The organism is Sulfuricurvum sp. (assembly GCF_028681615.1).
GTDB lineage: Bacteria > Campylobacterota > Campylobacteria > Campylobacterales > Sulfurimonadaceae > Sulfuricurvum.
The window spans coordinates 86,007-104,279 of the sequence record NZ_JAQUHV010000001.1; the positions used below are offsets into that span (position 1 = coordinate 86,007).

Annotated in this window: 19 protein-coding genes; 2 read left to right on the forward strand and 17 right to left on the reverse strand. The window is 45.3% G+C overall.

Annotation, left to right across the window (positions count from 1 at the left end):
• Positions 1 to 2: 2 nt before the first annotated feature.
• From PHE37_RS00435 to PHE37_RS00495, 13 genes are all read right to left on the reverse strand, one after another.
• On the reverse strand, positions 3 to 947 hold the full coding sequence (locus PHE37_RS00435) for a chemotaxis protein (RefSeq protein ID WP_299994863.1): 945 nt from the start codon (positions 945 to 947) through the stop codon (positions 3 to 5).
• Positions 944 to 1,717 (reverse strand): UDP-2,3-diacylglucosamine diphosphatase, encoded by a 774-nt coding sequence (locus PHE37_RS00440; protein ID WP_299994865.1) that lies wholly within the window; start codon positions 1,715 to 1,717, stop codon positions 944 to 946. The genes PHE37_RS00435 and PHE37_RS00440 overlap by 4 nt, the downstream gene beginning before the upstream one ends.
• On the reverse strand, positions 1,677 to 2,690 hold the full coding sequence (argC, locus tag PHE37_RS00445; protein ID WP_299994866.1) for an N-acetyl-gamma-glutamyl-phosphate reductase: 1,014 nt from the start codon (positions 2,688 to 2,690) through the stop codon (positions 1,677 to 1,679). Before argC ends, PHE37_RS00440 begins: the two co-directional genes overlap by 41 nt.
• Positions 2,677 to 3,174 carry a transcription elongation factor GreA gene (gene greA / locus PHE37_RS00450; protein ID WP_299994867.1) on the reverse strand — a complete coding sequence of 166 codons (498 nt, stop codon included), beginning with the start codon at positions 3,172 to 3,174 and terminating at the stop codon, positions 2,677 to 2,679. Before greA ends, argC begins: the two co-directional genes overlap by 14 nt.
• Before the next feature lie 49 nt (positions 3,175 to 3,223).
• Positions 3,224 to 4,981: a GGDEF domain-containing protein gene (locus PHE37_RS00455; protein ID WP_300008079.1), complete on the reverse strand. Its 1,758-nt coding sequence runs from the start codon at positions 4,979 to 4,981 to the stop codon at positions 3,224 to 3,226.
• 67 nt (positions 4,982 to 5,048) lie between these two features.
• Positions 5,049 to 6,140, reverse strand: a complete 1,092-nt coding sequence (locus tag PHE37_RS00460; RefSeq protein ID WP_299994869.1) for a methyl-accepting chemotaxis protein — start codon at positions 6,138 to 6,140, stop codon at positions 5,049 to 5,051.
• A gap of 178 nt (positions 6,141 to 6,318) precedes the next feature.
• Positions 6,319 to 6,963 carry a tRNA threonylcarbamoyladenosine dehydratase gene (locus PHE37_RS00465; RefSeq protein ID WP_299994872.1) on the reverse strand — a complete coding sequence of 215 codons (645 nt, stop codon included), beginning with the start codon at positions 6,961 to 6,963 and terminating at the stop codon, positions 6,319 to 6,321.
• Positions 6,960 to 7,727, reverse strand: a complete 768-nt coding sequence (surE, locus tag PHE37_RS00470) for a 5'/3'-nucleotidase SurE (RefSeq protein ID WP_299994874.1) — start codon at positions 7,725 to 7,727, stop codon at positions 6,960 to 6,962. The genes PHE37_RS00465 and surE overlap by 4 nt, the downstream gene beginning before the upstream one ends.
• A complete protein-coding gene (locus PHE37_RS00475; RefSeq protein WP_299994876.1) occupies positions 7,724 to 9,022 on the reverse strand; it encodes an ArsS family sensor histidine kinase in 1,299 nt (432 codons plus the stop codon). The genes surE and PHE37_RS00475 overlap by 4 nt, the downstream gene beginning before the upstream one ends.
• Before the next feature lie 91 nt (positions 9,023 to 9,113).
• On the reverse strand, positions 9,114 to 9,776 hold the full coding sequence (locus PHE37_RS00480) for a response regulator transcription factor (RefSeq protein WP_299994877.1): 663 nt from the start codon (positions 9,774 to 9,776) through the stop codon (positions 9,114 to 9,116).
• A gap of 34 nt (positions 9,777 to 9,810) precedes the next feature.
• Positions 9,811 to 11,922, reverse strand: a complete 2,112-nt coding sequence (feoB, locus tag PHE37_RS00485) for a ferrous iron transport protein B (protein ID WP_299994879.1) — start codon at positions 11,920 to 11,922, stop codon at positions 9,811 to 9,813.
• The gene (locus PHE37_RS00490) at positions 11,912 to 12,151 is read right to left on the reverse strand and encodes a FeoA family protein (RefSeq protein WP_299994882.1); all 240 of its coding nucleotides are present in this window, start codon (positions 12,149 to 12,151) and stop codon (positions 11,912 to 11,914) included. Before PHE37_RS00490 ends, feoB begins: the two co-directional genes overlap by 11 nt.
• 11 nt (positions 12,152 to 12,162) lie before the next feature.
• Positions 12,163 to 13,356: an OprD family outer membrane porin gene (locus PHE37_RS00495; protein ID WP_299994884.1), complete on the reverse strand. Its 1,194-nt coding sequence runs from the start codon at positions 13,354 to 13,356 to the stop codon at positions 12,163 to 12,165.
• Positions 13,357 to 13,517: 161 nt separating this feature from the next.
• On the opposite strand from PHE37_RS00495, the gene PHE37_RS00500 reads away from it, so the two are divergent.
• Entirely contained in the window at positions 13,518 to 14,066 is a 549-nt protein-coding gene (locus tag PHE37_RS00500) for a CDP-alcohol phosphatidyltransferase family protein (protein WP_299994886.1), read from the forward strand.
• Here the strand turns inward: PHE37_RS00500 and rmuC are convergent.
• Genes rmuC through PHE37_RS00515 form a run of 3 tightly spaced genes read right to left on the reverse strand, consistent with a single transcriptional unit; the run spans position 14,061 to position 16,788 of the window.
• On the reverse strand, positions 14,061 to 15,371 hold the full coding sequence (rmuC, locus tag PHE37_RS00505) for a DNA recombination protein RmuC (RefSeq protein ID WP_300008082.1): 1,311 nt from the start codon (positions 15,369 to 15,371) through the stop codon (positions 14,061 to 14,063). The two genes, PHE37_RS00500 and rmuC, sit on opposite strands and share 6 nt — an antisense overlap.
• A gap of 53 nt (positions 15,372 to 15,424) precedes the next feature.
• Positions 15,425 to 16,342 (reverse strand): SPFH domain-containing protein, encoded by a 918-nt coding sequence (locus PHE37_RS00510; protein WP_299997159.1) that lies wholly within the window; start codon positions 16,340 to 16,342, stop codon positions 15,425 to 15,427.
• A gap of 11 nt (positions 16,343 to 16,353) precedes the next feature.
• Positions 16,354 to 16,788: an NfeD family protein gene (locus tag PHE37_RS00515; RefSeq protein WP_299997156.1), complete on the reverse strand. Its 435-nt coding sequence runs from the start codon at positions 16,786 to 16,788 to the stop codon at positions 16,354 to 16,356.
• A gap of 99 nt (positions 16,789 to 16,887) precedes the next feature.
• Between PHE37_RS00515 and PHE37_RS00520 the strand changes: the two genes are divergently transcribed.
• Positions 16,888 to 17,286, forward strand: a complete 399-nt coding sequence (locus tag PHE37_RS00520) for a YchJ family metal-binding protein (RefSeq protein ID WP_299997154.1) — start codon at positions 16,888 to 16,890, stop codon at positions 17,284 to 17,286.
• Between the two features lie 87 nt (positions 17,287 to 17,373).
• On the opposite strand, the gene PHE37_RS00525 is transcribed toward PHE37_RS00520, so the two are convergent.
• Positions 17,374 to 18,180, reverse strand: a complete 807-nt coding sequence (locus PHE37_RS00525; RefSeq protein ID WP_299997151.1) for a formylglycine-generating enzyme family protein — start codon at positions 18,178 to 18,180, stop codon at positions 17,374 to 17,376.
• Positions 18,181 to 18,273: the final 93 nt, after the last annotated feature.

Consider the following 18,273-nt stretch of genomic DNA (forward strand, 5'->3'; position numbering starts at 1 on the left):
CCCTATAGAATATGAGCACGTACGACACGTGCTACTTCATCGTAAAATAAATTCGAATCAAATTTGACCAAATAGGCCTCTCCGCCTGCTTCTTTACCGCGTATCTCACTAAAGTGGTCACTGATAGAAGAGTTAAACACGATAGGAATCATTTTAAATCGCTCATCCGATTTTACATTGGCGGCAAAATGGAATCCGTCCATTAACGGCATCTCAATATCCGAAGCGATAAGGCGCAGTTTGGAAGAGAGGTTCGTACCGTACGCCCGGTACAAATCTTCCAAAATTTTAAGTCCCTGCTGACCGTCCGTCGCTTCGATAACATCAAAGCCCATTTGTTCCAACGCCTCTTTGATTATCCGTCGTGCCGTAGAACTGTCATCAAGCAATAAAACGTGGCCGCTGAAACGATATTTTCCGTCTTCGAGTTTGCCGCTGGAGGGTTGATAGAGTCCGAGTTCTTGAACAACACCTTCCAGGTCTAAAATCAATAAAACACCATCATCTTCGATTCGGGTAACTCCCGTAATTTTAGAACCGTCCAATCCCCCCGAAGAAGACATAAAAGAAGCCGGTTCAATGTCTTTCCAGTTAATGCGGCGAATTCGTTTGGCTTCATGAACGACGAAACCGATGAGAATGTTATTGAATTCGGTAATAATCACCCGAGATTCTCTGGCCATCTCCTCAGGTGCATCCACCCCCATCCATTTAGCCAAATTGACTACCGGGATAACCACACCGCGCAAATCAAAAATTCCCTCGATAAAATCGGGAGTTCCCGGAAGTTCCGTCAATTTCGGGAACCGAATTATTTCGCGTACCTTGGCGACATTCACCCCGTATATCCCCTCATATATTTCATCGCCTTCGCGTTTGAATATACGAAAATCGACCAACTCCATCTCGTTTGTGCCGACTTTTAAAACATCACCTTGTCCCTTCATAGGGGCTCCTTACGAAAAACTGCTTCGTGTAATAACGGCTGATTTTGGATTGATTGTACACTAAAGTATCTTTCATTGCAAGCAAAAGCAGCGAGGTTGATGTACTGAATACCATGGATTTCGAACGTCTGATTTTGGTGAAAATGCCCTTCAATCAAAACATCTATCGATTCAAGGTGAAATGACGACAGTCGTCTCTCAATCAGCTCTTTAAAATTCTCAATGCTCCGGCAATGGCTTTTTCGCTTCATCTGCTTTTCCAACCATGATACGATGAATCCGTTACCCATAGTATCAATCGCTCGGAGGACCGCTAAGACTAAAGGGCTTCGAATCAGTGCGGTATAGAGCTCATATCCCCATCCCATGGCACTATCCCCATGTGAGAGGGCAATATTTTTCCCATCATACGTCATTACCAGAGGTTGATGTTCACGGCGGACGACTTCCACATGAGGCAACAAATCCGTCATTAAAAAATCGTGATTCCCTTCCAAATAGAAGATTTCGATTCGTCTGCTCAAACGATTGAGAATCTCTAGACCTTCCGTGTTGTATCCATACGTTCGCGGTATGGGGCCGTAAAGCATATCAAATACATCGCCCATTAAAATCAGTTGCGGTGTTGTGATCTCACCCGAATCAAGCGCATGAAGAAAATCGATAAGAGAGGTACGCCAAGGGGCGCAGTGGGCATCGGCGATTAAAATCGCGCCCGGCAGGAGAGTTTTAGGGGACATATGCGATTTTAGGAATGCCGAGTGTTTCATCCAATCCCATCATTATATTTGCATTGGCAAGAGCTTGTGAACTGGCTCCGCGCATTAAATTATCAATCGCGCACATCGCAACGAGTGCATTGCCGTGACGTGCCGCATATACGTCCGCAAAATTAGTTCCCGACGTCATTTTGGTGTGCGGAGGAGCATTGCGGACACGCACAAACGGTTTATCGGCATAATACATTTCCATCATCACCAGCGGATCGCATTCGGTTTTCAAGGTTGCATACACACACGCAAGCATCCCGCGTGTCATTGGCACAAGGGAAGGAACAAACGTGACACGGATAGCATTGCCGCACAGATCGCTCGCATGCTGTTCAATCTCAACCGCATGACGGTGCTTGAGAATGTTATAGCAGTTGATATTGTCATTGACGCTCACGTAATGCGTCCCTGCCGAAGGAGATTTGCCCGCACCGGATACCCCTGTTTTCGAATCGATAAAAATAGGGGTGCCAAGATCAATCTGATCCAAAAACGGTGCCAGTGCCATCAAAGCCGCCGTCACGTGACAACCGGGATTGGCGATGAGCTGTGCCCCTTCTGCACGATTTCCGTGAAGTTCGGGAATCGAGTAGACCGCATGCGAAAGGTTCTCAATGTCTTCGTGCTCGCAATAGAAAGCTTCGTAATTTTCCTGTGAGAGTCGGTAATCTGCGGAAAGATCAACGACTTTGACACCGCGTTCCAATAGCCCTTTGGCCGTCTGCATTGCTGTTTTGTGCGGAAGTGCCAAAAAAATCAGCTCGCACGATGCCGCAGCACGATCCAAATCGACCTTATCCACCGACAAATCGCACACACCGGCTAATGAGGGGTGCAATGCGGCAATGGTGGTTTCACCCTCCGTATTGGCGCAGTACGTCAACGTAAAAATCGGATGGCTGACAAGCATTTTAACGAGTTCTAAACCCGTATAGCCGCTGACTCCGATGATTCCGACATTAATGGCTTTCAAATACGATCTCCTGATATTTGACCTCTAATACTTCGAATGACTTTTCGCCGCCCGGAAGGCGGGCTTTAAAATCATCCCCCTCTTCTCGGCCTAAAAGCTGTTTCGCAAGCGGTGAATTAAACGAAATCAGGCCGCGTTCCGGATTGCTTTCACATCCGCCGACGATTGTATAGGTTACCTCTTTATCATTATCGAGGTCACATAATACGACGGTAGAGCCGAAACTCACTCGGGCATGTTCAAGTTCACTCGGATCAACGATCTGAGCACGGGAAATGACTTCTCCAAGTTCAGCTATTCGGCTACCGATAAACGCCTGTTTTTCGCGTGCGGCATGATATTCGGAATTCTCTTTTAAATCGCCGTACTCTTTGGCACGGTCTATCTCAACATTAACTGCCGGTAAATCGACATTTTTGAGGGTATTCAGCTCATCACTTAATCGCTGAAACCCGTATTTGGTCATGGGTTCTTTTTGTTCCACTGTATGCTCCGCAGAAATAATAATGAAGCATTATACCAAAGCTATTGGCTCAATACCCGATGATACTCATATGATTGGGTGATTTTTTCGCCGTTTTTTTCTCTATGGCAAATGTTCGTTGAAGATGTTCGGAGGTGGCGATGGCCGATGTACCCCCCATCCTGACCACGACAGAGCTCACTCCGAGCAATTTAAACTCACGCATATTACCTTCTCGATCCTCAGCGACGATACATCCGCGTTCACGGTCTTTTGGCTCATAAAATTCCCGGACCTCATCACTGAAAGTAAGTATGAGTCTCTCGATTTCATTGCATACCCGATCAAAGGTATGCTCATTCTTCAATGTTGCCCCGACAAAAAAATCATCGCCGCCGATGTGTCCTTTGAAATACTCCTGAGAAAGGACTTTATGCATTAAATCGGTAAACAGCAAAATGACCCGATCTCCGTTGCGAAATCCGTAATAATCGTTATAGGGTTTAAAATGGTCAAAATCAAAATACGCCAATACCGCATCCGTTCCGCTTTCGATGATAGAGGCGGTATATTCATTGATTCTAAAGTTCCCCGGCAAACGTGTCAGAGGGTTCTCGTCCCGTGCACGAATGAGATTGCGTTCATGGACCACTTCAATCATCTCCCGTGCACTGAGATAGCCTATGTAACGCGAAGACTCCATCACCAAAACCCCAGGAGCGTTTTGAGAAAGGGAAAAAAGCTCAATAATCGTCTCCAGAGGCATCGTCAAATCAACGACGGGAATCGGTTCGATATACGTCTCCAATGCCGAAAGATTCGAAGAGCGATTTTGGGTTAACGAGCGGCCGTATGGGGAACAGGCGATTGATTTTAACTGATGCTCATGCACAATCCCTATCGGATGCATCGACGTGTCGACAACCGGCACCAAAAACATCTCTTTATTTTCATTAAGCAAATTCAGCAAGCTCTCCATACTGTCCCCGATCATAATCGGTTTTAGCACTTCAAGCCGTTTCAGAATAATATTTTCGTCACTTTTTGAACGTTTATTCTGAACGAAGTTACTCGCCACCTGAGGATACTTATGCATTATTTGGGTACAGTCAAGTGTAGGGCGTTGGATGAAATACCCCTGCACCATCTGACATCCGATCTCTTTACACACCAGCAGTTCCCGTTCGTTTTCAACCCCTTCGGCGATTACACGGCATCCCAACAAGGTTGCAAGCTGGACCATATTGCGTGCCAACAGCTTTTTTTTCGGCTCTTTATCGATCGAGGTTAAGAAAAAACGGTCGATTTTGATAATATCCGGTGCGCAGTGATAGAGCAGTTTGTAGCCTGAATGCCCTATTCCGAAATCGTCAATCGCGATGCAAAACCCTTCATCGCGGTAATGAAGCATAAGTTTGGTGAAATGTTCCGTATCGATAATCTCATTATGTTCCGAAACTTCAAATACCATGGCTTTGGTATCGATACCGTAGCGTCTGAGGATATGGACCGTATTTCCTTTGGAAAAATTGGTCATTTCCAAAACACGGTTATCGATATTGTAGAAAAGCTTTATATTCTCGTATCCTTCGATCAAAGAGAATTTTTCAATGACCTTCTCACGAAGACGCAAATCGAAGGTATAGAGGATATTTTCTTCGTACAATCGATCAAAAAATGAGGCAATAGAGTCATACCCGAGCGTATCCGTCCCGCGTAGCAAAGCTTCAACTCCAAAAATTGCCCCGGAATGGATGTCGACAATCGGCTGAAATGCCACATCCAAAATTTCGAGAAAATGATGATAAATAGGGTGTAATGGTTCCATAACAAAGAGTATAAAATACTCTTGTCGCAAAAAGGTTACAAAAGTAATCTTTTCACTTTACATGCCTCTATTTACGATAACGTTTAAAGACTTCGTAAAGCTCTTCGAATGCGATTTCACTCGATTTTTCAACGTCTTTCATTCTCTCCAAAGCACCTCTATAGTCATGTTTGTTCACCCATAAATCAATCGATTCTTTTACACCTTGATGCACGTTGGCATGATGTTTATGCAGCGAAGATAAAAATGCCATCTCTTTTTTGATAATGTCCTGATTTACGCCGAACCATTTCCCGAAACGACACTCATTTTCGGTTTGCAATGTCGGAATGCCGCCGTTGATAAATGAATTGTACCCGGTCAACTTGAAAAGAATGTGATCGGCTTTTCCGTTTCCGATACCGATCTCCCGAGTAATATTTTCGGTAATATTGGAGATCGCATCCGAATTGCGGATCACATTGTCAAGTTCGTCAAAAAAGAGGTTCAGTGTATTGGAAATCGTGTTCCCGTTCTCCCGGAATTTTTGCGTCATATCCAAAATTTCGACCGAATTTTGTTTCAGCTGCGAAATATTGATCTCAACTTCCTGAGTCGCTTTTTGGGTTCGTTCGGCAAGTTTGCGTACTTCGTCGGCAACTACGGCGAACCCTCTGCCGTGTTCCCCGGCACGCGCTGCCTCGATGGCAGCATTGAGAGCGAGAAGATTGGTTTGATCACTGATATCTTTGATCAGACTGATTATGGCACCGATTGAGCCTACACTGTTGTTTAACGAGTTGGCCCCGTTCTCGAGGCTGGTCGCTTCTTCGGAGATGGAATCTACACTACTGACGACGTTATCCCGCTTCGATTTGACCGCTTCAATACTCGCCGCCGAACTCACATTCATCGAATTGGTATGTTCCAGCGCTTCCACATTGGACTGCATAATCCCCTGAACGAATCCGACACCGCTTTTATAGGATGTCAGAACCAATTCAAGAATATCATTTTTGATTTTCAATAATACGGCATCTTCTTTATGCGCGTCGATCTCTTGACGTGCATTGTTCAATTCAGCGCTCAAAGCCTCAACTTGTGATTGTAAGTCTCTGTTTTCGTTCTCTAGTTTAGAGACTTTTTCTTCCAACGTTTTGTCATTTCCGAATAAACCCATGTAGCGCTTCCTTCCTAAATTGCTTGGGCCATTGTAACGAAGAAAACGGCAAAAAAACTACAAATTTCCAAATCTTTCAAATGCATTACAACAAGACGTTTATCCGGGTACCACAATCAAACAGACAAAGGCAAAATCTTACCGAAACGATAAACAATACTAATGAAAAAAGCAATTATTACTTGTGCAAACCTATTTTTCGCAATGCCAGTGAGCACATTGCAAGTCCAAATGTCCCGGTTACACCGACAAAACTCCCTTTTTCTTTAATACGCGGAAGTTCAGAGCTGCAAATACAGCTAAAGTCGCCTTTAAATTTGCGTTTTCTCAGCTCATTTCGGAGTTTTGATGCAAAAGGATCCCCTTCCGTTTTCCAGATGGAACGGACTTCGACTTTTGTCGGGTCAAGCCTTTTCGCCGAGCCGACGGCAGAGATGAGTTTGGGATAGCATTTTTGGACAAGTGCGAGTTTTGCCCGCATGTCGTCAATCGCATCAAGGATCAGGTCGTATGGTTCAAAATCAAATGTTTCTACCCATTCAGGGGTGATTTTATCCGCAAGAGCGATCACTTCGGGATAGTGGGTTTTAAGCGCTTCGACTTTGAGTTCGCCCTCATGCTCTTCGGAGTGCATCTGGCGGTTTTGGTTACTGAGATCGTACCGGTCAAAATCGACGATGGTGATATCGTGCACACCGCTGCGATACAGGCAATCCAAACAAAAGCTCCCTACTCCGCCCACTCCGAGTAAAAGAATTTTCGCATTTTGGAGTTTTTCGAATGCATCTTCGCCGAAAACCAGTTTCGTACGGACATGCTTCACAGCCACTCCTGCAGTTTTTTCATCGATTCATACGCACTCATATCGAGATGAATCGGGGTAATAGAAACCATCCCCTGCTCGATCGCTTCAAAATCGCATATTCCCATCCCATGATCACGTGCTTTAAACTCCAAAGGGTGAAGTCCGAGCCAGTAATATTCCATCCCTCTGGGGTTACGATGCAGATGAGCATCATTGGCATAGTAACGGTATCCGGCATAGGTAACGGCAAAATTGAGTTCATCAATGTTATGAGGAATGTTGACATTTAAAAACTCCCGTTCGTTCAACGGAAATTCCCCCGCAAAAATCTTCTCGACCAGATGACGGATCGCTTTCTTAGCCAGTGCAAAATCCCCCATAGGCTGTGTGAAATCCATCACTTGAGAGATTGCTATCGATGGGACTCCCTGCAGTACCCCCTCCATAGCCGCTGCAGCCGTACCCGAGTACGTAATGTCTTCTCCCATATTGGAACCTTTGTTGATTCCGCTGATGACCAGATCGGGTTTGCTCTCTTCAAAAAGCGAATGAAGCGCAAGATAGATGCAATCGCTCGGTGTCCCGTCATCAAGTTTATAAAAATCATCTCCGACACTGATAAAACTAAGAGGCCGTGTGAGGGTCAACGAATGCCCGCATGCCGATTTTTCCGTTGACGGAGCAACAACCGTAATTTGTCCTAATCCCTCCAGCGCTTCGATCAAGGCCAAGAGCCCCGGAGATTCGTATCCGTCATCATTACTGATCAGGATTTTTTTCATTTATGATTCCTTTTTGAGGGTTTTTCAGGGACAAAGATGAAGCAATTTCGATCGCCTCGATGCTCGTATGCTAACACATATCCATGTTCTTTCAAAATCGCATCAACGATATAAAGCCCCAAACCGAAACTGTCTTTGGTCGGATGATCTTTTGTAAAGGGTTCTATATAATAGCTGAGCGGTTTTTTAAGCGGATTACCGGTATTTAGAAAGAGAATCTCCCCCCCCTCTACCGATATCTCCATATGTTTATCGGGTGAATATTTGATCGCATTATCGATCAAATTTTTCACCGCCGTTACAAATAGCCGGTAATCGACCTCTAATTTGATAGACGAATCAATATCGCACGTTACCGATTCATAATCAGCCATTGCCAAATCAACGGCACCGTCGATAATATCCACCAAACGGTACTCTTTTTTTTCTAAATGCTGATTTCCGGAACTGATCTCTTCAATCAGGGCGAATTCACCGATTAGCGATTCCAAACGCTCAAAAATTCCTTCAAAACGGCCCTGTTGTTTTTCATCGGTGAGCATGGTAGCAACGATTCGGCCTTTGGCAATCGGCGTTTTAAGTTCATGCATGATATTTCGTAAAAAGAGATTCCGGGATTCAATCAACGAGCGGATTTTATTTTGAGTGGTATCGAGCTCATTCGCGATCAAAGCGATTTCATCGCTTCCGTTGATCCTGAAACGCACTCCCATATCCCCTTCACCGAAACGGGCAATTTGGCGGCGAAGTCGGCGCAGAGGGCTAAGACGATGGATAATCAGGGCAAATGAGGTCAAGAGAATCGTCATGAGTGTTCCGTAAGCCGAAATCAGATTGATCGGATTATACGCTTGGATACTGTGATCTTCAAGCAGTACCGTATGATGGGAAGACTCAGCCCAGAAATAAATCTTTCCCTGATATTCGATCATAGAGATAATAATGGGTTCTATCGTCGGATGGATCGTTGAAAACTCGAGTGAACTCATCTCCTGATCTGTCGTTCCGTCACTTTTGAGAATTTTCCCTTGGCGGACAATCGTATTGTATTCTTTTTTCGCCGTAATATCATCCAAATCGTACAATGCCAAATTTGCTTCGAGCATCGGTTCGGAGATCTGTTTCAGTAGGTAAGTATGGTAGATTTGGCTGATCAGAGAGTGTTTCGTAAAAATATTGTCAATATGCTTGGCACGGTTGGTCTGATACAGCTGATAGAACGTATAGCTGACACTTGATACCGTCACCACGAGGGCAAATACGACAGTGGCAATAACGGCATTATTTTTGATCATATTTATTTAGAACGCCCAAGGAATACAATACCTTGAGCTACGCTAGCCGCTAAGGCACTAAAGCCAGCCCTAGTCGGGCAGAATCTATTTCTCATTTTAGCAGTTTATAGCCGATGCCGCGAATCGATTCAATGAGCGCTTTGTCTCCGAGTTTGTTACGTATCCGACCCATCATTACATCAATACTTTTATTCGAAGAGTCTTCGTTAATCGCACTGACGTTGTGAATCAAATCTTCCCGAGAGACAACCATCCCCTGTTTTTTAATCATGTGCGCGAGGATACCGTACTCCGCATTGGTAAGTTCGATCGGGCGTCCTTTGTAACTGATCTGCATCGCAGACTCGTTGAGTTTGAAATCGCATGCGATCTCCGAAGCTGCCGTAGAAGCTGCATCGTATCGGCGCAATACGGAGTGAATGCGCGCTTCAAGCTCTCTAGGATCATACGGTTTCGGGAGATAATCATCGGCTCCCAATTCCAATGCATTGATCTTGTCAGACACATCAGAGCGTGCCGAAGAGATAATAATCGGAATATTTTGGCGTGCACGGATCGCTTCACATACCTCCAAGCCATCCATCCCCGGCAACGTCAAGTCCAAAATAACCGCATCAAACTTTTCAAGTTTAAGGATACTGAGCGCCTTAAACGGATCGTCTTCAGTAGTCACCGTAAAATCATACTGCTCTAAAAATTCAGTCAGAATCTCGGCGAGCTCGAGATCATCTTCTATCATTAATATTTTACTCATACTCGAATTGTAACTCAGGGACGGTTAATAAGTGCTAACTCATCCACAATGTCAAATGGTAGGCGACAAACGCCAGTGAATAGGCCACAATCGTCGTGAACAAGAATAGATATCCGAAATATTTGATCCCTCCGGCCTCACGGGTAAAGACAACCGATGCCGCCAAGCACGGCAAATAGGTCATAATAACTACGATAAACGCTACCGCTGACGCAAAAGGGATATGCTCATGAATCGCTCCGACAAGAGAGTTATCCGATTCCGTTGCATCGCTTCCCAGTGAGTACAGCACTCCCAACGTCGATACGACTACCTCTTTTGCCGCAAGCCCTGTCTGCAAAGCGACTGCCATTTTCCAGTCAAAACCGAGCGGTGTAAATATCGGCTCGATCGTATGACCGATACGCCCTAAGAAACTTTGTTCCAGCTGGGCTTCGGCAAGCTGATTTTTGAGACTTTTGACTTCACTTTCTGATGCGGCTGTCTCAATTTTTTGGTTGTATTGGGTATCCAAAAGTGCATTTTTCGGATACGTACTGAGAAACCATACAAGCATTGATGCCGCGGCAATAAACGTCCCCGCTTTCTTCAGGTACATCATCGTTTTTGTCACAACTGTATGCCAGATCAGTTTCACAGATGGGAGGCGATATTTCGGCATTTCCATAACGAAGGGTTCATCTATCCCTTTGAAAGCCGTTATCTTCAACACTTTTGCCGCAACCAGTCCGATCATGGCCCCGAGAATATAGATACCGAACAAGGCATTTCCTGCCATTTGAGGAGAAAAAAATGCCCCTGTAAACAGAACATACACCGGTAATCGTGCACCGCAGCTCATAAAACCGATGACAAATAAAGTAAGCAGGCGATCCCGATCGTTTTTGAGAATACGAGCTGACATATAGGCCGGGATAGAACACCCGAATCCTGATACGAGCGGAATGAAAGATTGACCGTGAAGTCCGAATTTATGAAAAAAACCGTCCAGTAAAAACGCAACACGGGACATATATCCCGTCGCTTCGAGCAGAGCAATCCCCACAAACAATATGACGATATTCGGGACAAACAAAACGACTGCACCCACGCCGGATATAACCCCGTCTACGATAAGAGAGCGTACTTCAGCATTACTGATAGTGGAGCCTACTACTTCCCCGAACCAAGTAAAAAACGCGCTGATCCAATCCATTGGTATGCTTCCGATCTCAAACGTGAGCTGAAACAATCCCCACATAAAAAAGAGAAAGATCGGAATCCCGAAGATCGGGTGGATGAGCACAGAATCGATCTTCTCTGTGGTTGTTTTTTTCTCTTCGGCTTTAGGTTTTACTTTGACCGATTCCTTGATCACCCCACGATTAAACGCCAGATACTCTTCCGCAAAGATCTCTTTGATATCATCGCTGTCGTGATGCAGCGCAATATGATGATCCGCTTCGATCAGCATCGGCTGAAGTTCTGTCCAGATAGGGTTGTCATGCAAAACCCGATAGGTCTTTTTCTCTTGTTGGAGCAAATTGATCGCAATGTTACGATTGCTGATCGATGCTTTGAATTTATGTCGGTCGAGGTAACCGGTGATTAATTCGATCTCTTCTTCAACCGCTTCACTAAAGACGAGTTTTTGTTCCTGATACGATATTTCATGAACACTGATGACGGCTTTCATCAGCTCATCAAGGCCGAATTTAGCGGCTGCGGAAACGCGTACACACGGAATACCTAACAATTGAGTCAAATAGGGAGCGTTAATCTCGATCCCTTCACGATCCGCTTCATCGCTCATATTGAGTGCAATAACCATTTTTTTGCTCATTGTCATCAACTCAGCGGTAAGCTGTAAATTTTTTTCCAGATTTGTCGAGTCCACAACGTTAATGATCAAATCGTACTGTTCGTGTATCAGAAATTCATGTGTCACCCGCTCTTCGATCGAATAATCGGTAAACGCATAGGTTCCGGGTAAATCAACGACACGGAAATCGTATCCGTCGTATTCGAATACCACTTCCGTTTTTTCTACGGTCACCCCGGTGAAATTTCCTACATGCAGACGTGCGTTGCTTATCGAATTGATAAGCATACTTTTTCCGACATTCGGCTGACCGACGAGGGCTACTTTGATTTTTCTATCGGACATTGGTGACCTCAATCAACTCGGCTTCTTCTTTACGCAATGCCAAACTCATATTTCCGACTTTAATTTCATAGGTACTGTTGGTAAGGGCACATTCGAGCATTTTAACCTCGGCACCTTTCATCAGTCCGAATGAAATCAGGCGCTGCTTGAGAGGACCCGTCGCATTGATCTTTGCAACCGTTGCAACTCCTCCTTTGCTACATGCGCTGAGTAACGTCATGGTATTCATACTCATCCTTTCTAAAAGCTATAGTTCAGACGGAGTAAAAAGCGGTCATATCCGCCGTCTGTTCCGAGTTCACTGAAATTTTTATTTTTATCTTTGATCATCGCATAACTCATATCCGCACATATGGCATCATTAAAGGCATAGGCAGCGACAGCATCATATTCTGAAACTCTAGCATCTAATCCTTGGCGTTTTCCTTTGAAACTACCATAAAGTGCAGCTAATTTCAGTCCTTCTATCCCTATCGCGCCCATATCAAGCTCCGTAGTAAGCTGATACGCTCTGGCATCTTCGAATCCGTCAATCGTTGTTTCTTCCATCGAAGTGTAATACTGTCCTCCGCCAAACCCGTTACTAACCGCTTTTCCTGTATCGTTAAATGTTTTATTATAGGTTGCGCCCAGAGCCATCATTCCAACATTCAATGTTGCTCCGATCCCATAGACATTCCCCTCTATTCCGCTGTTATTTTCTTCGGAAAAATGACCGAATTGTCCTGCGAGTTCAACTCCCGCCGACTCATTGAGCACAATACCATACCCCGCATCCGTGTAAAATACATTCGCAACATGATCAATTTTGTAATACCATCCCTGCAGCGCCAGATTTTCAATACTTTCATTCGTGGCACCTACTATAGCTGCACCCTTGCTCTCAACACCGTCAAGTTTTTTGAATTTTGATATATCGTTGCCTGAATCATAGCCGGCAAAACGGGTAATATAGCCACCGACGAGTATTGTCCCTTCAAACCCTTTGTACGAAGCCATTGCCGCTTCAAAGGTATTAGGATGCATTCGTATATCATCCGTATCGGCAAGCGGTGTATTGATTTGCTGACGTCCGATACGTAATGCAAATTCTTCTGTAGTGTAGTCAAGATAAGCTTCGCCCAAATAGAGATAGGATTTTGCATCCGCAGCGAACAAGTCACCGTTTGCCTTTTCATTATTACCCGTTACGAATGGAAGCTTTTGACTCAAGTATGCTGCAAATCCGGCTTTAACCCCATTCCAAGGCACCGTTTCGTATTTCAACATACCGCCCAATGATGTTCCGTAGGTGTCTGAATCCAGCGCATTATTTTGAACCACATACGCTGCACGAATTTGACCCACGAGTGTTCCCTCCTTTACTACATCTTCAATAGCGGAAGCATTTAAAGCTGTAGCAGTAGCCAAACCCATCATTATTGTTTTTTTCACACTCTATCCCTAATTTCTTAGTATCGTAAAACTAAGTAACTAGACAATGATAATAGTTATCAACTTATATACTCCTTAATAATGATAACCTTTTTCAATTAGCTCTATTGGGTCCTGCTTCGCTATAATTCTAAGTAAAATAATACACTAATAGGACTTTTATGCAATTTTTATGGCGTTCAACAAGTCATTTTAACCTAGCCAACCTCATTACAATGGCAAATATCACGTGTGGTCTTCTCGCTACCTACTTTATTACTCAAAACCAATTTATAGTTGCCGTTGTCCTTGCATGGATAGGTGGAGCGTTTGATATTTTTGACGGTAAAGTCGCACGAAAATACGGCTTATCCAATGAATTCGGCGTTCAACTCGATTCGTTCGCCGATTTTCTCAGTTTCGTTCTCGTCCCAACCTTTTTTATCTTCCAAGGGGTTTATGCTCACCTCACCGGACTGCCGCTCATCATCACCTCCATCGCTTCGATCTATTACGTCATCAGCGGATTGCGCCGTCTGATCCAGTTTAACATCAACACGGATGCGGGAGAAGTCGCCAAACATTTTACGGGAGTACCGACGCCACTAGGGGCGATTTTGCTGTGGCTGGTCTGGCTCGGATCGGGATTTATTGGATGGATAGGTGTTTTGGCTCTGATGATACTCATCGGAGCGCTGCTGAACTCAAAGGTGAAAATTCCGCACCTATAAGAGAGTTTCTTCTTCGTCTATGTCTGTAACAGACGACGGAAGCAGCTTCTTCGGTTTTAACCCTAATTTCCGCATCGACTCGACACGACGGATGAGATTTCCTTTTCCGGTAGAGAGTTTATTCATCGCCCCCTCATAACTTTTTTGGGTACGCCCGATCTGCTCGCCGATTTTCTCCATATCTTCTACAAATGCGACCAGCTTCTCATACAACGCTTCAGCCGATTCGGCAATCGCTTTGGCATTGCGTTCTTGATACTCGCTTCTCCATATATGTTCGATGGTACGAAGTGTTACGAGAAGGGTTGAGGGAGAGACGACGACGATGTTTTGCTCATATGCTGTTTTAAAGAAGGTGTTGTCTTGCTCCAGTGCAAGGAGGAACGCCCCCTCGATTGGCATAAACAGGAGTACGAAATCAAGTGTCCGTACACCGCTGAGCTGTTCGTAGCGTTTGCCGCTGAGCCCTTTTATATGACTGTGGATCGAGAGAAGGTGCTGTTTGAGGGCATGGGCACGATCTTCGTCATTTTCGGCACGGATAAATGCATCATAGGCAACGAGCGAGACTTTGGAATCGATAATAATATCTTTGTTTTGCGGCAGATGGACGATAACGTCGGGACGAAATTTTTTCCCCTCTTCATCACTGAGGGTGCTTTGGATGTCATATTCATGCCCCTCTCGTAACCCCGATTCTTCGAGTATCCGCTCGAGAACGATCTCTCCCCAGTTTCCTTGGGTTTTATTTTCCCCCTTAAGAGCTTGTGTGAGATTGATCGCATCTTGGCTGAGGCGTTCATTGAGGGTTTTGAGGCGGAGGATTTCGTCTTTGATGCTTTGTCGCTCTTTGGCATCGTGGATAAACTGCTCTTTGCTCTGAGTCGCGAACTGAGCGATCTGTTCTCGGAACGGTTTGAGGAGAAGGTCAAGTCCTTTGGTGTGCGCTTCGTCGAACGTTTTCGATTTTTGCTCGAAAATCTGGGCCGCCAGCTGTTCAAACTGCACTTTCATTTGAGCTTTGGCTTCATCGAGCAGACGGATTTTTTCTTCGAAACCGCGTGAGGATTCTTCATGACGCGTATGTAAAATCGCGTAATCGCGTTCCAGCGCATGGTACTCGTTATGAGAATGTTCTACATCGCTTTGCAGTTTTGTTCTAAGCGCCAGTTCAGCACTGTAAAGTTCTTGGAGCTGCAGGGCGCGAGCTTCGAGCAATGCATACTGCTGACGGGATTGATTCAACAGCCAACCTAATGTTCCGGCGGCTACAAAGCCTATAAGAGTCGTTATTTCATATATCATAAGAGCGATTATAGCCCATGGGAGCTAAGAAGAAAAAAAGTTGGCAAAATGCCCTATTTTTTCTCACCAAGCGCTGTACCCAAATAGCCCAACGATCCCACTGCTCCTGCAAGACTTTGCTGCCAATCCGCAGGCATGAATACCACTTTGGAGTTTGCCGATTCACTCAGGTTTTTAACGCTGTCGATATAACGTTGAGCGAGAAGATAATGAGGTGACGCTTCTCCCCCTGCAAACCCTTGTGCCACAACCACCATGGACTTTCGATCCCCTTCTGCCAGTTCCACTTTTGCCTGTGCTTCCAGTTTTGCCGCTTCGAGTCTCCCCTCCGCTTGCAGAATAACCGACTGTTTTTGCCCTTCGGCCTGAGCGATGGCGGCCCGTCTTTGCCCATCCGCGATGAGGATTGCCGCTTCGCGTTCACGGTCCGCCGCTGCTTGGCGCTCCATCGCTTCCTGGAGATTCTGACTCGGACGTATATCCTGAACCTCCAGATTACCTAGCGTCAATCCCCAACCGCTGAGAGAATCGCGGATCTTTCCGGCCACTTCCGCTTTGATCACATCACGCTGAGAAAGAGACTCGTTGAGCGTCATCCCCCCGATCACCGCACGCAAAGTTGTTGTCGTCATATTGGCAACCGCACTCTCAAAATTGCTAATCGAATACGACGCTTTCCCCGGATCGGTTACGCGGTAAAAAACGACCGCACTGATAATGACGACGGCGTTGTCTTTGGTAATGACCTCTTGTTCGCGGGTCTGCTGAATCAGTTCTTTGGTTATGATCCGATACGCAACGATATCGACGATGGGAATCAGCAGATGCAGTCCCGGCAAAAGGGTCTTATGGTATTTACCCAACCGCTCGACAACCCACTCTTCCCCCTGCGGTACGATCCGTACCATTTGTGAGAGGGTATATACCACCGCAGCAACTAAGACTAACGAAAAAACGATACTTGAATCCATGTACATTCCTTTTAAACTTTTTCTACGATCAGCGTATTGCCGCGAAGCTGAACAATCCGGATCTCGGCATTGGCATCGATATCTTCATTCGTCGAGAGTGCCGGCCATTCTCTCGCACTGACCACCGGTTCGTATAATTCGACTTGCCCTTCGTGATGTGAAGACAAAGAGGTTAACGCAATCCCTCTGATCCCGACAAACTCATTATGGGTCCCTACCGCATCACGTTCATCATCTCCGATATGCCGCTTTTTAAACACAACGGCACCGATGATCATAAATACCGATGCAATGACCAACTGGGCAACAAGGGATGTCGGTAGGAAAAATGCGACAGCAGCGGCAGCTATACAACCGATCCCAGCAAACAGGGCAAAAAATGTCGGCAACATCATCTCGACCACAAGAGCAATGACACCTAACATCAGCCATATATAATAAGACATAATCGCAACCTTGAATTTCTTTGAAACTATAGAGTACTTCGTTCACACTTACTCCAACCTGATTATGAAAAATAAGTTATATTTCATTATCATTCCAGGATGAAAATATCACCGAATGCACCCTGCCCCTGCCATAGCGGCGAAAAATACAAAAACTGCTGTTTCCCCTATCACAGAGGGATATTCCCCTCCAATGCCCAAAAACTCATGCGCTCGCGCTACAGTGCCTTTGCCCTCGGCCTAAGCGAATATATCATGACGACGACTCATCCGAATAATCCCGATTATACGGAAGACAAAGAGGTTTGGAAAAAACATATTTTGGAGTTTTCCCTCTCTACCCGATTTTTAGGGCTGAAGATAAGTGAGTTTATAGACGGAGAGAGTGAAGCGTTTGTAACCTTTGAAGCAAAACTCGACGGCGGCATTCTCAAAGAGAAAAGCCGATTTTTAAAAGTCGACAACAAATGGCTATACGTAGATGGTGAGTTTTTATAGCGCGGTTATCTGCGCGTGGGCTTCCTGCCGAAGGAAACACAGCGTTAGCGTAGTTTCGGGGATTTTATTCTCGGAACATTTTACATATTATTTAAGCGGATCACCGTTAATGACAAGACGGAACCCGATATCATTTGAAACAAAATCGGGACGGGAATAGCCCCGAAACGAACTGCGCAGGCACAAATAGCCCGTTTTGTAACTTCCGCCGCGGCGCACTTTAAACGACTCCCCTTCTGCTCCTCCGATACGGGGACTTCCGTCGCTCGGAGCGCCTGAATAGTTGGCGAAAAAGTCATCCTCGCACCATTCCCAAACATTCCCCAAAAGCCCGTGAACCCCAAGACGATTAGGGATTTTACCGTCCACTACCGCTGTTCTTCCATTGGAACTGTATTCATAAATCGCATACTCATCCAGCAGCGCTTCCGAGTCACCGAATGTAAATCGGGTATTACCGCCGGCTTTGGCGACGTATTCCCACTGTGCTTCAGTCGGTAATGCATAAAAGCGCGTTTTCCCCTCATAACGGTTAAGCAATTCGACAAAGGCTTTGGCATCAAACCAGCTCACCTGCTCTACCGGATGACGGCGGGAACTCTCCTCTTCGACTTTGTCATTTTTGAAATACGACGGATTAACGCGTGTAAGCTTAAAATATTGCTCTTGTGTAACGGGATATTTAGAAATCCAAAACCCTTTGAGCTTTACCGGATGGGCAGGCGATTCGACTTCGCCCCCTTCATTATATTGCGGATTGCGCCCCATTGTAAACTCTCCGCCGTCGATATAGAGAAACTCCATCCCAATCGTGTTGGTAAAATCTCTTGGGGTCTCGATCACCGTTTCGACTGCGGGAGTCTCTTCAGTTTTCTTTTTAAAAAAATCGAACAAGCTGAACCTTTTAAAATATGTTTATTGTACTGTTAAAGCACAGAGAGCAAAAACCGTTCACACTTTAAAATTTCACCCTTCTTGACATCCTGC

What these genes read in the sequence shown, in the direction of transcription:
- PHE37_RS00435 (WP_299994863.1), bottom strand. Translation starts at nt 947, where the DNA reads ATGAAGGGACAAGGTGATGTTTTAAAAGTCGGCACAAACGAGATGGAG.
- PHE37_RS00440 (WP_299994865.1), bottom strand. Translation starts at nt 1,717, where the DNA reads ATGAAACACTCGGCATTCCTAAAATCGCATATGTCCCCTAAAACTCTC.
- PHE37_RS00455 (WP_300008079.1), bottom strand. Translation starts at nt 4,981, where the DNA reads ATGGAACCATTACACCCTATTTATCATCATTTTCTCGAAATTTTGGAT.
- PHE37_RS00460 (WP_299994869.1), bottom strand. Translation starts at nt 6,140, where the DNA reads ATGGGTTTATTCGGAAATGACAAAACGTTGGAAGAAAAAGTCTCTAAA.
- surE (WP_299994874.1), bottom strand. Translation starts at nt 7,727, where the DNA reads ATGAAAAAAATCCTGATCAGTAATGATGACGGATACGAATCTCCGGGG.
- PHE37_RS00475 (WP_299994876.1), bottom strand. Translation starts at nt 9,022, where the DNA reads ATGATCAAAAATAATGCCGTTATTGCCACTGTCGTATTTGCCCTCGTG.
- PHE37_RS00480 (WP_299994877.1), bottom strand. Translation starts at nt 9,776, where the DNA reads ATGAGTAAAATATTAATGATAGAAGATGATCTCGAGCTCGCCGAGATT.
- feoB (WP_299994879.1), bottom strand. Translation starts at nt 11,922, where the DNA reads ATGTCCGATAGAAAAATCAAAGTAGCCCTCGTCGGTCAGCCGAATGTC.
- PHE37_RS00490 (WP_299994882.1), bottom strand. Translation starts at nt 12,151, where the DNA reads ATGAATACCATGACGTTACTCAGCGCATGTAGCAAAGGAGGAGTTGCA.
- PHE37_RS00500 (WP_299994886.1), top strand. Translation starts at nt 13,518, where the DNA reads ATGCAATTTTTATGGCGTTCAACAAGTCATTTTAACCTAGCCAACCTC.
- rmuC (WP_300008082.1), bottom strand. Translation starts at nt 15,371, where the DNA reads ATGATATATGAAATAACGACTCTTATAGGCTTTGTAGCCGCCGGAACA.
- PHE37_RS00510 (WP_299997159.1), bottom strand. Translation starts at nt 16,342, where the DNA reads ATGGATTCAAGTATCGTTTTTTCGTTAGTCTTAGTTGCTGCGGTGGTA.
- PHE37_RS00515 (WP_299997156.1), bottom strand. Translation starts at nt 16,788, where the DNA reads ATGTCTTATTATATATGGCTGATGTTAGGTGTCATTGCTCTTGTGGTC.
- PHE37_RS00520 (WP_299997154.1), top strand. Translation starts at nt 16,888, where the DNA reads ATGAAAATATCACCGAATGCACCCTGCCCCTGCCATAGCGGCGAAAAA.